Origin of the sequence: Pontibacter korlensis, assembly GCF_000973725.1 — a bacterium.
In the GTDB taxonomy this organism is placed as follows: Bacteria; Bacteroidota; Bacteroidia; order Cytophagales; family Hymenobacteraceae; genus Pontibacter; species Pontibacter korlensis.
On the sequence record NZ_CP009621.1, the window covers coordinates 1,309,241 to 1,328,258 of the forward strand.

A 19,018-nucleotide genomic window follows, 5' to 3' on the forward strand; every position below is an offset into this window, starting at 1 on the left:
AATTAGGAATAAATAAAAAACAATTCACTTCAACACCTTTTTTAATTTTTTTAACGCGGTAAGGGGCTGATTATTATCACTATGCAACAGTATTTTTTCCTGCACTTTTTAAAGAAGTGCCCATAAAAGTAAAAAGGCAGTTACAATTATACTCCTCCCTACCTTGTAAAGAAGTAGCGGGGGGTTCTTACCGGAGGCTTAAACCTTATGACTGGCTCAGGCAGTCGATAATTAACCATAACTTCATGAGAGGTAGCTGCCTTGGCAGCCTTATTGAAGGTTGTTAAATCCAGTGCATAACCCACTCGCAGGGCATTGTCCTGAAACAGAGACACTCCCACAAGGGCACTAACAGCTTCTTCATGTCGATAATTCACTCCAGCCCAATATTTTTCTAAATAAGTTAATCTGCCGCCAATATCAAATGAAAAAGTTTCTGTATCGTGTTTTAGCAAGGCTGTGGGAGTGAGCGTCACATCTTGTGTGAGCGGCACATGAAGCCCTACAGTCGCATAAATGTGGTTTTCCCCTAATAGTGTACCACGCCCTGTTCTGCTGGAGTCGGCAAACTGGTATTCAGATTTTAGCAGGTTTGTCACACCGCCACCAGCATAAAACGTCCCTGATTCATACCAAACGCCCGCGCCTAAATCATATTTTGTATCCGAGCTATTAAATGGCACATTAGGATCTCCTTCATCTATGGCGCGGTATCTTCCCTTCTTGTAGTTGTTTACATTTCCCTGGATACCTAAGCCAAATTTACCTGTTTCGCCAACATTTATATGAAAGGAGTAGGAGAGTGCCGCTGTAAGTATGGTCGTGTTGGCAATCTTGTCACGCATCAGGTTTAACCCAACGCCACCGTGCAGCAACCTTACCGGTGTATGAGCTGAAAGGAAGAGTGTCTGCGGAGCACCGCCGTCATCGAAAGAGGCATCATATCCCAGCCACTGATAACGGTAAATAGACATGAACTCAGGGCGGTTTGTAATGCCAGCGTAGGCAGGGCTTATCTGCATGCCATTAAACCCATAGTGGGTAAACTGAGGTTGCTGCTGCGCTTTGGCGAAGGGTGCTGCTAAGAGCACCAGCAGCAATACAGGTAAAAGCTTTTTCATAGGCTGCGGCAAGAAGGCAAGGTTAGGATGAGCTAATTTGCACAGAACGCTTTTCAAATATAGCTATTAAACACTAAAACGCAAATGCCAGTCTGTGTAGTGCAGCTCTGGCGTTTGCGTTTTAGTAAGTATGCAAATGCAATGTAAAAGTTGCGTTAGCAGCTTATTTTTTTGCCTCTTGCATTTGGTTCTGTATATACACCTCTATGGCCCCCGTCATAGAAGGCGCATTTGGCATTGGAGCCTCTATATCCAGCTCAAGTCCTGCATCGCGCACAGCTTTGGCCGTGGTAGGACCGAAGGCAGCAATACGGGTATTGTTTTGTTTGAAGTCCGGGAAGTTGATAAATAATGAGTGAATACCTGATGGGCTAAAGAAAGCCAGGCAATCATACGTTACATCATCCAGGTCAGAAAGATCTGCTGCAACAGTTTTATAGATAATAGCCTCTGTGTGCTTTATCTTGTTTGCTGTCAAGAACTCAGGTATATCGTCTTTGCGGATGTTAGAGCAAGGAAACAGGAACTTCTCGTTCTTATGCTTCTTAATTACCTCAAACAGATCTTTCGCAGTTTTCTCGCCTACAAACAACTTACGCTTGCGCAGCGTGATATACTTCTGCAGGTAATAAGCCGTTTGGTCAGAAATACAGAAGTACTTCATATCAGCTGGCATCTCAATTTTGCTTTCCTGGCAAATGCGGAAGAAGTGGTCTACTGCGTTACGGCTCGTAAAGATAACGGCAGTATGCGACAGGATATCCACTTTATCTTTGCGAAACTCCTTAAAAGGAACTGGCTCCACCTCAATAAAAGCCCTAAAGTCTACCTTTATGCCATACTTATCCGCGATAGACAGATAAGGTGAGTTATCGGTAGTAGGCTGTGGTTGTGTAACCAGAATACTCTTGATCGGAAACTTGTGTCTTTCAGGGTTCGCAGAGCCCTTTGCTTTGCTTTCAGCCATATTATAAATGATGCTTATAAAAGTTCGCCTGCTGCGATAGCCGCTGTCTGTGCTAGTAGTTAAATATTATAAGTTCTAGCATAATGGCCAGCGGAATCACTTCTGTGGCGCAAAGGTACGAAAATAAATGCAAATTTATCACTGAGACTTTCTTATTTACCGCGTAAAACACTCGCAGTATCGTGATAACCAACACTAAGGACACCGCCAAGCTCGATATCAGCAGGATAGCATCTGGCATCATCATGTTCAGCGACAGGTAAAGCAACATTACCAAGGGGAGGAACAGACCTAAGAAAAGTAACGAACGCATAAACTCCTGGTACTGTAACTGCACCAGCCCTCCAAGACCAAAAACGAATCCCATCAGCTTCAGAAAGGCATATTTAAACACTACCACACCGAAAATAAGTAAAGTATAAAAAAAGATCTTAGTGGTAATATCGGCTTCCGATACTGGGAACAGGCGGTTAAACAACCTTACATGCTGCACATTGGTATGGATTGCAGCGATAAGAAGGGCTAGCGACAGCGAAAAAGCCAGTACAAACAGCACGTTTGATACTGCCCCTATGGGTTTGCTGAACTGCAGCGTCTCTTGCGAGCTGGTGCGCAGAAAGCGGTTAGGGTCGAAGAGGTTTTTAAAGTCGTTGGGGTAGTTTACGCGCAGCAATCCATAAGTAAGCCCTATGAGCAGCATAAAGATGATGAAAGCATTCTGATTAACGTACTCACGCACCTTTACAGATAATGGTCTTTCACCAGGCTCTTGCACCGAATCCTTCACAAAAGGTACATTTCGAAAAGAGCTGACACTTGGCTGCTGCACCGGGTGCCACACAGTCAGCAGATACTTGCCTTCCACAGGCTGAGTCCCCCCACTGTACTTTGCCAAATCCAATGTGTAGTAAGCAGTAGAATCAGCCTTGAATATTAGCCTGTTGTTCAGGAAGAGGCATAAATCTTTAGGTGCAGTGAAGGCTATGTTAAATGGCTGCGCCTGTGTAATGGGCAGCCACTGGTGCAGCGCATTATAATCAGCATGCATGCTGGCCACATATGGCACCAGCTGGCCTGCGTCGCCTCCGCGTTGCACCAACCAGTTACTGGTAATGGTGTTTTTCTGCTCCAACGGCAATACCTGCCCTTGCGCAGGCACTTGGCCTAACCATACAAGGGTAAGTGTAATTAATATGAAGCTAAGCTTTAGTAACGCTTTGTGCACTGCGCCAACAGATTTCAGGTTACTGCCATCAGCGGCAGCTTTAGGTAATTAATAGTCAGGATGGTAAAAGGTTAATAAGTACAACTTATATGTGTCGCTACTTATACTTACCCTATACTAAGAATGCAGCACGCCCTGCATCTGCAGCATGCCTATTTCGATCAGGTTATCTTCTACTATGGAGTCTGGCACAAACACAAAGCGCTTGTCGTAAATCTGACGATCTATATAGTAGCTAACCCAGTATTCGTTATTTATGTGGAATATACCCGGATCAATAGGCTCTACCTGCACAAAACTTTTTGCTTCTACGCGCTCAAACATGTGCCGCAGCACCGATGTTTTCACCTCATCTCCGTCAACAACGCCATAGCCCTTAGAGGCCACTAATACGTTATCAATCGGGAAGCTATTATTGTTAATTAAGTATACGCTCCAGTTAAGATCGCCGGAGGTAGAGTCTGTGCTTTTGGCAACTGCCACTGCAATACCCTCTACCGTCCCAAAATCAATATCCTTCTTCATGTGCAGCAGTTATAATGGAGGCTCCAAACAAGGAACCTAAGTGCTTTAACAGTTTTTCTTCTACCTCGGCCAGCGGCACTTCATGCCCCAGCTCTTTGGCCAGCGAAGTTACAGCTTTATCAGAAATACCGCACGGTACAATGTTGTTAAAGTAATCGAGGTCTGTATTGATGTTGAAGGCAAAGCCATGCATGGTTACCCAACGGCTGCACTTTACTCCCATGGCGCAAATCTTACGCGGGTTTTGCTGTTCCACGTGGTCGAGCCACACGCCGGTAAACCCTTCTATGCGGCCGGCCTGTATGCCGTAATCTGCCAATGTCAGAATAATGGCCTCCTCAAGAAAGCGCAGGTACTTATGTATATCGGTGAAGTAGTTCTCGAGATCCAGGATTGGGTAGCCTACTATCTGGCCGGGGCCATGGTACGTTATGTCGCCGCCACGGTTAATTTTATAATAAGTGGCACCTTTAGCCTGCAGGGCCTCCTGATTCAGTAGCAAGTGCTCTTCGTGACCACTTTTGCCCAGTGTGTACACGTGTGGGTGTTGGCAGAAAAGCAGGTAATTGGGCGTCGGCACCTCTTCTCCGGACTCTGCCTTGCGGTTCTGCACTTTCAGGTCCAGAATGCTGGTAAAGATTTTATCCTGGTAATCCCAAGCCTCTTTATAGTCGATTAGCCCCAGGTGCTCAAATTGTATGTCGGTATTCTTTTGCACGTTATACTTTGGAAAGTTCTCCCTTCAGGTAATTAATATTATCTATTGTTTCTGGGTCTACTTTATTCAGCTCAGCCAGGTACACCGATACCCAGTCGAACAGGTGAACCAGGTAAAGCACCTGCTCCATAAAAGTAGCTCCCACAGCCTCTATTTCCATCACACTCTGCTCCTTCCGCTCAAAGATTGCTTTGGAGAGATCCATGCGCAATTTCACACGCTGATGGTCATAGGACGTTCTGATGTATAGAACAACCAGCTGTTCGAATAGTTTCTCCGGGTACTGCCACCCCATAATCTCGTTGTGGTTCATCTCCGGAAAGACATTTACATGCGCCAGCTGCTTTGCATTTTCGTTTAGCTGATGCTGCAAGCGTACGGCCACTGGCTCAAACAGATCACTGGCGTAAAGCACCGGCAGTTTGCCGCGAAAGGTGCTGGCTAACGCACTGGCTTGTACTTTTATACTTCCGATCTGCTCCTCCAGCAAATTTATACTCTGAGCCAGCTCTACTTTAAAGGTGTCGTCCAGAAGCTCGGCATAGTAAAGCAGGTATAGCTGTTGCACTAAAGAGTAGCCCAAGCTGGCACGTGGCTGGCCCGAATCATCAGGTATAACTATGTGCGGCATGCTATTCTCCTGTGCTATCCGCAACAGCTCCCCGCCAGAGGTAACAAAGCAGACGCTAGCTTCTGCCTCCATCGCCTCACGAACCGCAGAGATAGTTTCTTCGGTATTACCAGAGAAAGAGGAGGCTATGAACAATGTGCTTGGTCCAATAAAGGCCGGTATGTTATAACCGTTACTCAGCAGCAAAGGTACCGATAGCTTATCAGCTACGTATGACTTTATGATACTGCCGCCAATGCCAGAAGATCCCATGCCCGCTATCACAACATTCTTATATTTGGGGCCTGAGAATGTAACAGAGGCACTCTCCCCAATTTCAATAGCGTGGCGCAGCTGCTGTACAAAGCCTTCAACAAGTTTCTTCATAGTTTCCGTGTTTAAGTTATTGCAGCAGTACCAAATGCCTGCAAAGTACTAGATTAATATGGCTTCTCAAATAAGAAAGCACCTCCACACTGGCCAACTAGGCGAGAATCATGCTGCTGCTTACCTGCAGCAAAAGGGTTATACTGTTCTGCAACAAAACTACAGGTATAAACGCGCCGAGGTAGACATCATTGCGCGCAAAGCCGACCTGCTAGTGTTTGTAGAAGTGAAAACGAGAACCTCTAATAACTACGGTTACCCTGAGGAGGCTGTTAATTCTAAAAAGGAAGAAATGCTGCTAAGTGCAGCCGAGGAGTATATTCTGCAGGAAGAATGGCAACATGAAGTTCGGTTTGATATAATCTCAGTAACGCTTACTTCTCCTCCAGAGATCCACCATATTGAGGATGCTTTTTATTGAGATAAGTGTATAGATTGCTTTGTTGTTCTAGTGCAAAGACAAGGTTATACTTTCTAGCTACTGTTCATCCATAGCTTTACAACCAGCTTATTCCACCTCCTACTTTGGTGCCCTCAAGGCCGGGTGGCCTCGTCCTTGGGGTACGGGCTCTCGATAAGGGCATCGCGCTGCTTTCGCTTCCTTTGCTCCTGAGTCGCAATGCCTCGCTATCGCTCGTTACCGGAACCTCTCGAGGCGCACAACCCAAGGACTGGGATCAGGTTTTGCTAGCTACTGACTTTACAGTAGGATCTTATCCTATACCTCACGAATCAGCAGAACTTCCTCCTTGAGGAGGGCAGGGAGGTGTTACTGCAAAGCAATAGCTGCTACAAATTCCCCCTCCTCGGAGAGGTTAGGAGTGGGTTAACCTGAATAATTTTAACTACAGCACTTATAGTCTGGAGTGGCAGCTACAGTAAAACTCTCCTCGTAGCCAAGGAAAAGACCAGGGGGTGTTTAGAAAACCTATTGATTGCTTGCTTGTGAGCGTTTATCGAATTTACCACGCTCGTAGATAGGGGTCGCGTGGCGGTTATACTCTTTAATCAGGTAAGGCTCGTGTGGCTTATCGTAGGCTGTTTCAGGATATTGATATTCGTAGCGCCGGCGGTTTCGGAAGTCATAGTAATTGATCCATACGCCTACTTTGCGGCCTTTCTCATACTGACCGCTCCACTGCAGCTGTCCGTTTTCATAGAAACGGTAGTAGGTTCCCTGCACCTCTCCGTATTCGTACGGGATCACCTCTTTTATCTTTTTCGTGTCGCCGTAATAAGTAACTACAGCATCGCGCAGGAAGCCTTTCTCATAGTGTTCCTTATCCACTAGAGTATGATCATCGTTATTGCGGTACTTCTCCCAGCGCAGGTGTTTCGTGCCCACATAAAAGTAGCCTTCTTCCACGACCTCTCCATCAACGGTCTTTTTGTAAGGGCCATGCAGCACTTTATAACGATCCGTGTCCTCTACGTTCGAGGCTGAACGGGCTAGTTTACGCTTATCAGTATCGTAATAGTATTTGTAGGGGGCGTATCGGTTTGGCTCTTGATGCTCGGGCAGGTAACTAAAGGTTTCTATGGTTTCTTTGTAGCGACCACCGCTCTTGGTATAACCGCGCTTTATCTTATAGCCTAAAAACTCTCGCTTGCTACGCTTTACCTTGCGCTTCTTCTCTTTCTCTTTTATCTCTTCTTCCAGCGGATTCTTTACCTCAATACCAGGCTTGGTTGTATCGGCAGAGGCAAGGGCATCGGTTTTAACTTTGCTGCTCTCCTTCAGGCGTGCCACGTTCAGGTTATAGTCGCTGTTCCACTTAGGCTGCCCACAGCTGCCCATGCTTAGCAGTACAACGCCTATCAACAAAGTATAAACTAACCTTTCCAATTTTGAGTGCGCGGGTTTAAGATGTTTGAGAGTTTGGTTTCTGAATATTTTGAAAAGGTATGAGTATAGATATTTCATCAGTACTTCCTTTCAAGCAATCAGCAGTTTAACAAACGTAAAGATGCACATTATAAGTATACACACCAACATAGCGTTATGTCCCCTATAACTACATCAGCGCTTGGTAAGTTTCATTGATACTTTGGCGCTTGACGCATGCAAAAAAGGGGCTGTCCAAAAAGGGCAGTCCCTTTTTCATTTATTCGCCTTTTGCTATTTTAGTAGGCATGAAAAGGCGCAACGTTGTTTTCAAGGAGCAGCCGGGCCACCAGGTGGTCCTGTTCCCCCAAAGCATCGGAGACCGCATCCCGGAAGGCCACCCGGTGCGGCTCGTGGACCGGGTGGTCGATGAGCTCAACATCGACCGCATCATAGCCACCTATAAAGGCGGGGGCACGAGCAGCTACCACCCACGGATGCTCTTGAAAGTGCTCTTCTACGCTTACCTGAACAACATCTATTCCTGCCGCCGCATTGCCCGGGCCCTGGAAGAGAACATCCACTTCATGTGGCTCTCGGGCGGCAGCACCCCCGACTTCCGCACCATCAATGACTTTAGAAGCCGTCGCCTCAAAAACCAGGTCCAGGAGCTCTTCGCCCAGGTGGTGCGCCTGATGCACCGGTTGGAGTATGTGAGCCTCGAGACCCAGTACGTGGACGGCACCAAGATAGAGGCAGCCGCCAATCGCTATACTTTCGTGTGGCGGGGCTCAGTGGAGAAGAACAAAGAAAAGCTGGAGCGGAAGATCAGGAGCGTGCTCTGTGACATCGGCCAGGCCATCAAAGAAGACAGGAAAGCGCCCCAGGAGCGGCTGCCCGAGAAGGTGGACGCCCACCGGCTCAAAGAGGAGATTCAAAAGCTCAACGAGCACGTGGCTGAGCTGGACAAGAAAGCCCGCAAGCAGGTGGCCAAACTGGAAAAAGAGCACCTGCCGCGACTACAAAAATACGAGGAGCAGTTAGAGAAGCTCGGTGACAGGAACAGCTATAGCAAAACAGACGAGGACGCCACCTTCATGCGGATGAAAGAAGACCACATGAAGAACGGGCAGCTGAAGCCGGCCTACAACGTGCAGATCAGCTCGGAGAACCAGCTGATCACCAACTTCTCTTTGCACCAGCGGCCGGGCGACACGGCCACCCTGATTGCCCACCTACAGCAGTTCCAGGAGCATTACCAGCAGCAGTCAAAAGAAGTGGTGGCCGACGCCGGCTACGGCTCGGAGCAGAACTACGCCTGGCTCGAGGATAAGCAGATCCAGGCCTATGTCAAGTACAACTACTTCCATCAAGAGCAGAAGCGCAAGTTCCGAAATGACATCTTCCATCCGCTTAACCTGTACTATAACCAGCAGGAGGACTTCTTCGTCTGCCCCATGGGCCAGCGGCTGGAGCAGGTGGGCCAGTACGAGCGTACATCTGACTTGGGTTATGTCTCGCAGGTGAGCCGCTACCAGGCCCGCCGGTGCGAGAGTTGCCCCTTAAGAGGGCAGTGCTTCAGGGGCAAGGGCAACAGAGTCATCGAGGTCAACCACCGGCTCCAGCGCCTGAAGGCAAAGGCCCGGGAGCTACTGTTGAGCGAGGAGGGGGTGCGCCACCGCAGGCAAAGGGCCATTGAGCCCGAGGCCGTGTTTGGGCAGGTCAAGAGCAACAACCGCTTCACCCGCTTTAGGTTGCGCACGCTGGCCAAAGCCGAGGTGGACTTTGGCCTGGCCGCTGTGGCCCATAACCTGCGCAAAGTAGCCCGAAAGGGAGTAAAAGCCTTCGAAGAGGCGCTGGAAAGGGCCGCCTCCGGCCTCTCTGGCGCGCTGAAACAGCCGACCGCGGCTCATGCTTGCTTGCTGGACCACTTTTCCGCCTTTTTCAGCCCGAGACGAGCCGTTCTCTACATGGCCGCCTGAAAAACAATAGCAACCGGATAAACGCAAAGAGGGCGCCCTTTTAGGACACCCTCTTTAACTGTAGGTATAATAATAAAGGTACTATTCTTTTGTGATTAGGTCAAAGCTGCGCTTCACAAAACTCGTTAAAGCAGCTCCTGACAGCATGTTCTGCGACAGCAGGGCCAAGTCGAAAGCCTGACGGGCCAACTTGCCTTTCTCTTCAGCTTTCAGCACGCGCTGGTTAAGTGGGTGGTTTGCGTTGATGGTTACGTTATACGTATCTGGCATGTCGCCCATAAACATCATACCACCACCGCCTGCACGGTTCATGTCTTTCATGCGGCGCATAAACTCTGGCAGCGTAATCACCACCGGCGCATCATCCGGAGACATAGGCGCTACATCCACCGTCATGTTCTTATTATTGATGGCCTCCTCGTACACCTTCTTCAGCTCTTCTTTTTCGGTGTCGTTCAGCACGCTTTCTTTCGTCTCGTCCTTCTCGATCAGCTTATCGACTGTCTCAGAGTCTACACGCTTCAGCGTAGTTTTTTCCAACTTCTGCTCCAGTAGCCCGATAAAATGGCTGTCGATTACGGAGTCAAGCTTCAGCACATCGTAGCTGCGGTTCTGGGCGGCCTCTACAAAAGCATGCTGCTTATCAGCATCGGTAGTGTATAGCAGCACCAGCTGGTCGCTTTTGTTTGTCTGGTTAGCCTGCACCAGTGCCTTGTATTCTTCTAACGTATAGTATTTGCCTTCCGTATTCTGAAGCAGCACAAAGTCTTTGGCTTTTTCATAGAACTTGTCGTCTGACAGCATGCCATACTTCACAAACACGCTGATGTCGTCCCAGTTCTTCTCGAACGTCTCACGGTCTTTGCGGAAGATCTCAGCCAGTTTGTCGGCTACTTTCTTAGTGATATAAGTGTTGATCTTCTTAACGCTAGAGTCTGCCTGCAGGAAAGAGCGGCTCACGTTCAGCGGGATATCCGGTGAGTCGATTACACCGTGCAACAGCATCAGGAACTCCGGCACCACGTCCTTCACCTCGTCGGTAATGAACACCTGGCGTGAGTATAGCTGTATCTTATTGCGCTGTACCTCAAAGTCGTTTTTCAGCTTAGGGAAGTACAGGATACCAGTCAGGTTGAAAGGATAATCTACGTTCAGGTGGATCCAGAACAGCGGCGCCTCAGAGAATGGATACAGCTCTTTGTAGAACTCCTTGTAATCCTCATCCTTCAGTTCAGACGGTTGCTTTGTCCAGATAGGGTTAGGGTTGTTAATGGTCTCACCCTCGAACTCCACCGGAACCGGCAGGAACTTACAGTACTTGTCCAGTATAGTACGGATGCGGGCTGTCTCCAGGAACTCCTCTGAGTCCTGCGCCACGTGCAGAATTACATCCGACCCACGCTCCGCTCGCTCAGCAGTTGTAATAGAGAATTCAGTACTGCCATCGCACTCCCAACGGGCAGCCTCAGCGCCATCCTGGTACGACTTCGTAACAATCTCCACGCGCTCAGCCACCATAAAGGCAGAGTAGAAGCCCAGACCGAACTGACCAATGATCTGATCCTGATCGCCGGAATCCTTGAAACGCTCCACGAATTCTGTAGCACCCGAGAAAGCAATCTGGTTGATGTACTTCTTAATCTCCTCAGCCGTCATACCGATACCATTATCGGAAATGGTGATGGTTTTGGCATCCTTGTCAACGGTTACCTTTACCTTCAGCTCGCCCAAGTCGCCTTTATACTCTCCGATAGAGGAGAGGCGCTTGATCTTCTGAGTAGCGTCCACGGCGTTACTTACCAGCTCACGCAGGAAAATCTCGTGGTCGGAGTACAGGAATTTCTTGATGATCGGGAAAATATTCTCGGTGTGGATGGAGATATTACCTCTTTCTTCCATTGTCTATACTTTATAGGTTTAGATTAATCTTTTGCTGATTCTATACTTCAGGGTCACTTTCAAATCCTGTTCCAGAGGGCGCTGCCGTGACAGGTTGTCAGTTTTTATGAATTCACGTATTAAACATTGAGACAGTTCTGAGGTTGAAGAAACAAAGACGTAGCAGAGTAACCAGCTGCGGCTCTTTTATCAACAGCCTTAGCCACCTACTTTGTGGCAGTGGCGGAAAAGAGCGAGCCAGGTAAATGCAACATTGTGGAATTTAATATATATTTGCTTTTGTTCGTGTTCTTACGGTGCACCGCTATCTCCAACATATCGCCCTCGTTTTGCTTCTGTTGTTCAGCAGGGCGATGGTTCCTGATGACCTTATTCAGGAGTTGCACCCGCACACGCATACCGTCCATACCGAGAATACCGACCCTCATAAGGCACAGGTAGGGATGAAGCATAAGCACTGCCAGGTAGAGGACGTTTTCAACACGCCGTACCAGGGCACTGCACTCTCCATTGACTTTACTCCTGTTAAGCACACCGCTGTTTATGCTGCCCACTATACTTATAGCTGGCAGGGTAACAGCCATACTTTATACTTCCTCCGCGGCCCTCCCGTAGCCTGATTTTCAGCTAACCGGCACTTGCTCAGCCATACTACAGGCATGGAAGCATGTGCATATCATCATTTAAACATTTATAGCCTCTCTGGCCAATGCTTGCTTTTGGCATGGCATCTGCCACTATAGGGCTTGGTAGCTGTGTTTTACAGCCGCCTCAATTTATTGCTGAAAATACAGAAGTGTTGAAGATTAACTTATTTAAGAAGAATATACTGAGCCTACTGGCGCTGCTTGCCTTACAAGGGCATCAGCTGCTGGCTCAGTCGTTACCAGCTCCAGCTGAGGTAGATGCCGTGCAGGACTGCGGTCTTACGCTTTCGGGGAAGGTGCTGGACCACGACACGCGTGATGTGCTGGTAGGGGCCACTGTATACATACCTGAGCTGGACAGAGCTGCCATTTCAGACGAATATGGCAACTACCATTTCCACCAGCTCTGCCAGGGCACCTATTCTTTACGGGTTACCTACGTGGGTTATGAGGCTGAGCGGTTCTCTGTTAAAATGGGCAACTCCGTTACCCGCGATCTGCAACTGCATACTGATGCACGGGTGCTGCGCACGGTGGAGGTAACAGGTGAGCACCTGAGAGAGCAGGCACAGACACAGCAAACACTGGCAGGGCGGGAGCTGGAGCAGACACGGGGCTTGGCGCTGGCCGAAACGCTGAAAGGTATTGCCGGTGTTACCACCCTACAAACTGGCCCTACCATTTCCAAACCTGTTATACACGGCCTGCACAGTAACCGTGTGCTACTGCTTAACAACGGCGTACGGCAGGAGGGGCAACAGTGGGGTGCAGAGCACGCTCCGGAAATAGACCCTTTTGTGGCCTCTGAAATGAAGGTAATAAAAGGGGCGGCAGGCGTACGCTATGGCGCTGACGCTATTGGCGGAGTGGTGATGGTAGAACCAAAGGCTCTGCCTAAGTCTCCGGGCATTAGCGGTGACTTACACCTGCTGGGCAGCACCAACAACCGCCAACTAGCTACTTCTGCTACTGTAGAAGGCAACCTGGAGAAGGTACCACCGCTGAGCTGGCGTTTACAGGGCACGCTGCGCAAAGCCGGCAATTCCAAAACACCTGATTATTACCTGGAGAACACCGGACTAAAGGAACAGAACTTTTCGGCAGCCGTTGGCTATAACAAAGAGAAGTATGGTTCTGAGTTGTACTTCAGCCACTTCAGTACTAACCTCGGCATTTTGCGTGAGTCGCATATAGGTAGTGTAAAGGACCTGATGTATGCCATAGAGCGCGGCAGACCCAGTAACGCAGACAATGCAGACTTTACCTATACTATAAACCGCCCTTACCAGCATGTGGAGCACGACCTGCTGAAGGCCAAAGGCTACTGGCAGCTAGGCGAGGCCGGTAAACTGGAGTTTGTATACGGTTGGCAGCGCAACCTGCGCGAGGAGTATGATGTACGCCGTGGCAGCAGTTCGCTGCCTTCGCTGCAGCTTACCCTCAACACCCACACAACTGAGACCGTATTCGAACACAAGCCGCTGGGGCGCTTTACAGGCTCGGTAGGCGTAAGTACTATTTATCAGAAGAACACTTATCAGTACAGCGATTTCCTGCCATACTTTACAGGTACTACCGCAGGAATTTTTGCCATGGAAAAGTGGCAGAAAGACCGTTTGCAGTTAGAGGCAGGCTTACGCTATGACTATAAGCACCTTCAGGTGAAGAAGTATGAGAACGACCGCAACTTGGTAAAACCAGAATATGACTTCAACAATATATCCGGTATATTAGCGGCTATGTATGATGTGGGTTATCATCTTACTTTTGGCTTAAGCGCTACATCTGCCTGGCGTGCGCCCGGCGCTAACGAGCTTTTTAGCGAGGGAGTACACCACAGTGCTGCCACTTATGAAGAAGGTAATCCGGCTCTTAAGTCAGAGCAGGCATATAACTTCGAACTGTCGGTGGATTACTTCAACAACGTCCGGCTGAACGGTACGCTGAGCCTATACCACAATTACATCCGTAACTTTATTTACCTGGCGCCACAGCCAGAACCGGTGCTTACTGTGCGAGGCGCTTTCCCGGCTTTTAAGTATACTCAGGCTAACGCTACCTTTACCGGTGCAGACTTAAACCTGAACTATACCTTTGCCCCTGGGCTAGTACTGGAGTCGAAAACGTCGCTGCTTTATGCCCGCAACTTCGATACCGACGACCACCTGATTTTCATGCCTGCTAATCGTTTCAACAACAGCCTACGCTATGAGTTTGGGCAATCTGCCGAAGGCAGCAAAATAACAGGCTCTTACGTATCGGTAGGGGGGATGTATGTAGAGGAGCAGAAGCGCGTGCCTAGTAAAACGGAACAGGATTTTGCACCGGCTCCGGAAGGTTATTTTCTTCTGCAGGCACAGGCAGGAACAACGTTCCACTTTGGTAAGCAGTCAGTAGAGGTAAGTATAACCGGTAATAATCTCTTAAATACAGTGTATCGCGAATATTTGAATAAGCTGCGCTATTACGCCGATGAACCGGGACGCCTGCTTATGCTTCGAGTTCGGATACCGCTCAACTTCAGCAAATCGTAATTTTTAGTATCATTTATTGTTAAACCTCGTATTGTTGTACATTCCTTAAACACCTATATCATGAAAAAACTATTTAAACCTTATCTTACTGCATTCTTCCTAGGCGCACTGCTTTTCTCCATTACTTCATGTAGCGACGACGATGATCCGGCACCAGTTGAAGAGGGGGAAAACATTACATCTATGACTTTGACGTTGGAACCAGTTTCAACTACTAAAGGCATCAGCACAGCTACAGCAACTTTCACTGCAGGTAATACGCCTACATTACAACTAGCTCCAAATACGCAGTATAACGCTACTATCACCTTTAACGACAATATCCAGGACGAAATCAGAGCGGAGGCAGAAGACCATGAGATCTTCTTCAGTGCTCCTGAGGATGTCTTGGAAGTACAGAAAATCATTCCGGATGATTTCGATGCCAATGGTCGTCCTGTAGGCCTGATGACAAGAGTGTTCACTGGTAATGCAGATAAAACCGGTACTCTTACTGTTACTCTTAAGCACCAGGAAGGCCTTAAAGATGATGACAGCGATGTATCAGTTGGTGAAACAGATATCGAAGCTACTTTTAACGTAAACATTCAGTAACAACTGGTACTGTTAAGTATAAAAAAGGCGGCACAACTTACGTTGTGTCGCCTTTTTCTATTTAGCCTTTTACTAAACCTGCTACTTTGCCAACTTACTTACACCCTCCACGGCTTTTGCTATGCGTCGGGCACGTGTCACATGCCTCTTTGCCTCCAGCACCGCCACCACATGCTCCTTACGATGTGTAAAAGCCATACCCTCAAACACCTCCAGCAACTCCGCTTCCTGTAAAGCATCTTTCAGATCATCCGGAACCACTACTGTTTTAGTTTTACGGTCGATGCCGGGCATATCAACGCCAAATGTGGAGGTTTCTTTACGCTCCGATGTATGCTTAAATCTCAGTGCCGACCACACGTCATCCACAGCTATCTGCCGTACCGGACTGTACTTTAGCTCTGCCATAACCTGCCATCCTTTGTCGCGGGTAAGATCGGTGTGGATACCAGAAGACTTTTTTGGGTATGCTATCCAGAGCATTCCTCCAGGCTGAAGCTGAGCCTGCGCTTTAGGACCCAAATAGGCCAAGTCTGTGGCACTTTGCACGAATAGCAGTACAGCATCATAGTTACCTGCCCCTGATACTTCGTTGAGGCTTGTATAAGCGTACTCCTCCTGTTCAAGCGCCTGCGCCACCTCTTCAGGGGCTCGCAATAGTAACAATGCCTGCTCTTTCTTTAGCTGTAGCTTCTTACCCAAGTCTGCCATATTCCGTATGGTTTTTATAAGATGAACGCCATTCTAATCTACTACAAAAATATCACTACCAAACAGCTTATTGCTTTAGCTGCTGCTGACACTTCGCTTGACAGCTGTGTTTATATTGTGCAGCTAATGTACTTATAGCGTTCTGTAATTCAGCAATATACCCGCACAGTGCTCTCTAAAGGCTGCTTGAAGAAGATAAACCGCCTTACCCGAAACTTTCACTCACCTAGCATAGTATAATTAAATATATAAAATCCTACATTTTAAACAATAGAATGCCTATGCATAAAATTTTTACTTCTGTTATTTCCGATTTAACCCGACTTGTTTTAATGCTGTTGCCGCTGCTTTTTCTGACTGCCTGTTCCACACACGTGGAACGTGAGGCGACGGAAAAGAAGCTACAGGAAGCAACAGTGGCAGTGGTGGCGCCTAAAAATGTACCAACTGTTACAGTAGCATCCTTTCAGAACGAGTCAGATGAGGTTTATTTCGACCTGATTGCCAACACCTCAAGCTGCCTGGGCGAAGACCTTTGGTTTGGAGGTAAGCTTGAAAGCCATTCCAAAGCAATGATGGCAAAATCAGGAGGATCCTCTTATCAAAAAGTTTACAAAATAACTGAGCTTACCGCCACTGGTTTAAACAGCAATAACAGCTATAAGGTAGACAACAAGACCAACACCTTCCGTGCTGTAGTAGATAAGGATGGAACGATATTTCTGCAGCTAAGCCAGGGACAGTTACAGTTAGTGCCACAGGCTAATGCAAAGCCGCTGGAGTTAGCTTACCAGCCTAACCCAAGCGAAGGTTACTACGATGGTACCATAGGGCGCTGGAGCTGCAAATAGAACTTTTTGATTTGTGTTAGACTTATTAAGAGGAGCCTGTGCTGAAATAGCACAGGCTCCTCTGTTTTATACTTTTAGCCATCTTAGCTTAGTTTTTCGTAATTTTGAGTATGATATTGTATAACGAGACCGTAAGTGTAGACAACACCGTGGCCGACGAGTGGCTGCAGTGGATGAAGGAGGTGCATATCCCAACAGTAATGGAGACAGGCTTCTTTCTGAGCAACCAGATAAGCCGCCTGATGCACGAGGTAGCGAACGATGGTACTACTTATGCCGTGCAGTACACCTGCCGCAGTTTAGACGACCTGGAAGAGTATCAGCGAGAGCATGCTTCTGAGATTGATTCACGCCATGACCAGCGCTACCAAGGGAAATATGTTGTTTTCCGCTCTATGCTGGAGGTTGTGGCCAAAGATGTTGAGCGTAAGTAACAGCGCTTAGTTTATTTAAAAAATAAAAGCGCAGAGGCAACGACTGTAATAGGTCGCTGCCTCTGCGCTTTTTAATGCTATCTGGTAAGGTATTTTTACCTACCCTACATACTGCTGAATCTGCTCATCAGTCATGTTACAGTTAATCCATTCAGGATCGAGGTTAGCGCCAATCTTTTTATAAAAAGCGATAGCCGGTTCATTCCACTCCAGCACCTGCCACTTAAAGCGTTTGGCTCCTGTCTCTTTTGCCTCACGAACCACGGCATTGAATAGCAGGCGTCCGATGCCAGTTCGGCGTAGTCGCTTAGTTACCACCAGGTCCTCCAGAAAAAGCATTCTGCCTTTCCAGGTAGAGTAGGCTGTGTAATAAAGCGCTAGGCCCACCACGCCTTCTTCGTTTTCCGCTACAAAGAACTTATAAATTGCGTTCTCGCCAAAGCCGTCACGTTCCATTTCTTCCAGTGTAATTGTCACCTCTAGTGGTGCACGCTCATACTCCGCCAGCTCCTTAATCAGGTTATACACCTGTGGCAGGTCATCTATAGTTCCTCTTCTTATCTGTATCATATTTTGGGTTGAATGATTGAACTTCCGAAATAAAGCTCAACTTTATAACTCTCTAACTTTTTAATTCTCTAACTCCCTCCATTCTGTCTTGGCCTGTACCAGCTCTTTGCCGTTCTCTTGGCTGGCGAGTTTGTGGAGGTACACATGCCCGTTCTCTGTACCTGGCCCTACCGCCGACGTTACGGTTTCACCCAGCATACTTTCTGCTTTGAATATAATATCTACCTGCTGTAGCTGCTTTTGCTCCAGCACCTCTAGCGGCAGCGAGTCTAGGGCCCACTGCAGATAGCGGGTGTTGGTTACGTGCCGGTTCAGATCGATGTCGTGCCAGCGCACCGGCACCTGCTGTTTGTACTGTACTTCCTGCAGCTGTGGCAACTTGCCTTTGGCAAACGGTAGCGGCTCACTTCCCGGCACTACCTCCACATCCATGATAAAGTCGGGCACCGATACCAGTTGTCGCTTTACCACATCCATTACCAGCCACACACTAGTAGCCTGCCCTAGTAGCTCCTGTTTTCCGTTATAAATCCTGAAATCGCGGTGCAGAAACACGCGCTCCCGCCCTGAAGCCCAGGTTTTGACAGTAATCTCATCGTTATGGCCAGGATAGCGGAACATCTCTATACGCATGCGCTGCAGCACCCACGTCAGCCCCCGCTCCAGCAGGTCGTACATCGAGATGCCCATGGCACGGGTGTTCGCCCAGGCAGCCTCCTGCATGTAACTCACCAGTGCCGGCAGCGTTGCCTGCCCCCGGTAATCTATCTCGTTAGAGCGAACGGTGAAGGTACTTTTCCCAGGGTATGATTTCATAGGTTACTTGTACTTGTTCAGATGCTAAGGTACGTAAGAATAGTGGCAGCTGCCATTGAAAACAACAAAAGCACACCTGTTACCGGATGTGCTTTTGATATGCCTTAGGTGCTTCTGTTAAAGGCTCAGCTGCGAAGCACCTGTTACCAGCATTAGCAGCGACAGACCGAACAGCAGCAGAAACAGGATCAGCATAATCACCAAAAACTTAAAAAGGATATTCAGCTGGTTAATGGCCCGGTATACTTGCTGCTGGTTTCGCTCCTGCACCCCCTGCTGCATGCGCGAAGAGAAGCTGTAGAGATACAGAGACGGAAAAAAGTATACCAGCGCCACAAAGGCATACACCACAATGGTAAAACCAGAAAAGCCAATGTCGGCTGCACCCTCCAGTGCCGGGACTTTTGCCAGCCGCTGCATAAATAGCCCAAATACCAGCGTGAATGCAGAAAGTATAAAGCCCAGCACAGCTAGCACCTTACCCCATTTAGCCGTTTCGTAGAGGTTATTTAGCAGTCTTACATCCAGGTATAGCTCATCTGGTGCCTCGTTGTTTAATCCTGGTTTCATATAGCTACTTTACACTTAGCCTTTTTTCCGAG

18 protein-coding genes and 1 pseudogene are annotated in these 19,018 nt (G+C 48.1%); 7 read left to right on the forward strand and 12 right to left on the reverse strand.

Translation table 11 applies throughout. The annotated features are described in order from the left end of the window. Positions 1-158: 158 nt before the first annotated feature. The 6 genes from PKOR_RS05505 to PKOR_RS05530 form a co-directional block, all read right to left on the reverse strand. Entirely contained in the window at positions 159-1,121 is a 963-nt protein-coding gene (locus tag PKOR_RS05505; protein ID WP_046309592.1) for a PorP/SprF family type IX secretion system membrane protein, read from the reverse strand. A 163-nt stretch (positions 1,122-1,284) separates the two neighbouring features. Further along, positions 1,285-2,088 carry a uroporphyrinogen-III synthase gene (locus tag PKOR_RS05510; RefSeq protein ID WP_046309594.1) on the reverse strand — a complete coding sequence of 268 codons (804 nt, stop codon included), beginning with the start codon at positions 2,086-2,088 and terminating at the stop codon, positions 1,285-1,287. A gap of 52 nt (positions 2,089-2,140) precedes the next feature. Then, positions 2,141-3,220 (reverse strand): DUF4271 domain-containing protein, encoded by a 1,080-nt coding sequence (locus PKOR_RS05515; protein WP_235337257.1) that lies wholly within the window; start codon positions 3,218-3,220, stop codon positions 2,141-2,143. Positions 3,221-3,430: 210 nt separating this feature from the next. Then, entirely contained in the window at positions 3,431-3,838 is a 408-nt protein-coding gene (locus PKOR_RS05520) for a hypothetical protein (RefSeq protein WP_046309595.1), read from the reverse strand. Beyond that, positions 3,822-4,556, reverse strand: coding sequence for a lipoyl(octanoyl) transferase LipB (lipB, locus tag PKOR_RS05525; RefSeq protein WP_046309597.1), 735 nt, complete (start codon positions 4,554-4,556; stop codon positions 3,822-3,824). The genes PKOR_RS05520 and lipB overlap by 17 nt, the downstream gene beginning before the upstream one ends. 1 nt (position 4,557) lies before the next feature. Beyond that, positions 4,558-5,589, reverse strand: coding sequence for a bifunctional phosphoglucose/phosphomannose isomerase (locus PKOR_RS05530; RefSeq protein ID WP_262501863.1), 1,032 nt, complete (start codon positions 5,587-5,589; stop codon positions 4,558-4,560). 22 nt (positions 5,590-5,611) lie between these two features. On the opposite strand from PKOR_RS05530, the gene PKOR_RS05535 reads away from it, so the two are divergent. Then, the gene (locus PKOR_RS05535) at positions 5,612-5,974 is read left to right on the forward strand and encodes a YraN family protein (protein ID WP_046309599.1); all 363 of its coding nucleotides are present in this window, start codon (positions 5,612-5,614) and stop codon (positions 5,972-5,974) included. A gap of 507 nt (positions 5,975-6,481) precedes the next feature. On the opposite strand, the gene PKOR_RS05540 is transcribed toward PKOR_RS05535, so the two are convergent. Next, positions 6,482-7,399, reverse strand: a complete 918-nt coding sequence (locus PKOR_RS05540; RefSeq protein ID WP_235337260.1) for a toxin-antitoxin system YwqK family antitoxin — start codon at positions 7,397-7,399, stop codon at positions 6,482-6,484. Positions 7,400-7,686: 287 nt separating this feature from the next. Here PKOR_RS05540 and PKOR_RS05545 point away from each other — a divergent pair. Beyond that, positions 7,687-9,210: pseudogene (locus PKOR_RS05545) on the forward strand (IS1182 family transposase); the annotation flags it as partial. Between the two features lie 231 nt (positions 9,211-9,441). Here the strand turns inward: PKOR_RS05545 and htpG are convergent. Further along, positions 9,442-11,259, reverse strand: a complete 1,818-nt coding sequence (gene htpG / locus PKOR_RS05550; RefSeq protein ID WP_046309601.1) for a molecular chaperone HtpG — start codon at positions 11,257-11,259, stop codon at positions 9,442-9,444. 353 nt (positions 11,260-11,612) lie between these two features. On the opposite strand from htpG, the gene PKOR_RS24700 reads away from it, so the two are divergent. The 3 genes from PKOR_RS24700 to PKOR_RS05565 all read left to right on the forward strand — a co-directional run bounded on the left by PKOR_RS24700 (position 11,613) and on the right by PKOR_RS05565 (position 15,034). Next, positions 11,613-11,879 carry a hypothetical protein gene (locus tag PKOR_RS24700; RefSeq protein ID WP_148561635.1) on the forward strand — a complete coding sequence of 89 codons (267 nt, stop codon included), beginning with the start codon at positions 11,613-11,615 and terminating at the stop codon, positions 11,877-11,879. Between the two features lie 179 nt (positions 11,880-12,058). Continuing rightward, positions 12,059-14,440 (forward strand): TonB-dependent receptor, encoded by a 2,382-nt coding sequence (locus tag PKOR_RS05560; protein WP_158453742.1) that lies wholly within the window; start codon positions 12,059-12,061, stop codon positions 14,438-14,440. Positions 14,441-14,500: 60 nt separating this feature from the next. Further along, on the forward strand, positions 14,501-15,034 hold the full coding sequence (locus PKOR_RS05565) for a hypothetical protein (RefSeq protein WP_046309604.1): 534 nt from the start codon (positions 14,501-14,503) through the stop codon (positions 15,032-15,034). An 81-nt stretch (positions 15,035-15,115) separates the two neighbouring features. Here PKOR_RS05565 and PKOR_RS05570 read toward each other — a convergent pair whose 3' ends face one another. Continuing rightward, entirely contained in the window at positions 15,116-15,745 is a 630-nt protein-coding gene (locus tag PKOR_RS05570; protein WP_046309606.1) for a YdeI/OmpD-associated family protein, read from the reverse strand. Between the two features lie 281 nt (positions 15,746-16,026). On the opposite strand from PKOR_RS05570, the gene PKOR_RS05575 reads away from it, so the two are divergent. Next, complete coding sequence (locus tag PKOR_RS05575; protein ID WP_148561636.1) at positions 16,027-16,596, forward strand: hypothetical protein; 570 nt, start codon at positions 16,027-16,029, stop codon at positions 16,594-16,596. A 110-nt stretch (positions 16,597-16,706) separates the two neighbouring features. Next, positions 16,707-17,030 carry a DUF4286 family protein gene (locus PKOR_RS05580; RefSeq protein ID WP_046309609.1) on the forward strand — a complete coding sequence of 108 codons (324 nt, stop codon included), beginning with the start codon at positions 16,707-16,709 and terminating at the stop codon, positions 17,028-17,030. 99 nt (positions 17,031-17,129) lie between these two features. On the opposite strand, the gene PKOR_RS05585 is transcribed toward PKOR_RS05580, so the two are convergent. From PKOR_RS05585 to PKOR_RS05595, 3 genes are all read right to left on the reverse strand, one after another. Further along, complete coding sequence (locus tag PKOR_RS05585) at positions 17,130-17,600, reverse strand: GNAT family N-acetyltransferase (RefSeq protein ID WP_046309610.1); 471 nt, start codon at positions 17,598-17,600, stop codon at positions 17,130-17,132. 60 nt (positions 17,601-17,660) lie between these two features. Then, entirely contained in the window at positions 17,661-18,416 is a 756-nt protein-coding gene (locus PKOR_RS05590) for an acyl-[acyl-carrier-protein] thioesterase (RefSeq protein WP_046309611.1), read from the reverse strand. A 117-nt stretch (positions 18,417-18,533) separates the two neighbouring features. Continuing rightward, a complete protein-coding gene (locus tag PKOR_RS05595) occupies positions 18,534-18,986 on the reverse strand; it encodes a hypothetical protein (RefSeq protein ID WP_046309613.1) in 453 nt (150 codons plus the stop codon). Between the last annotated feature and the right edge of the window lie 32 nt (positions 18,987-19,018).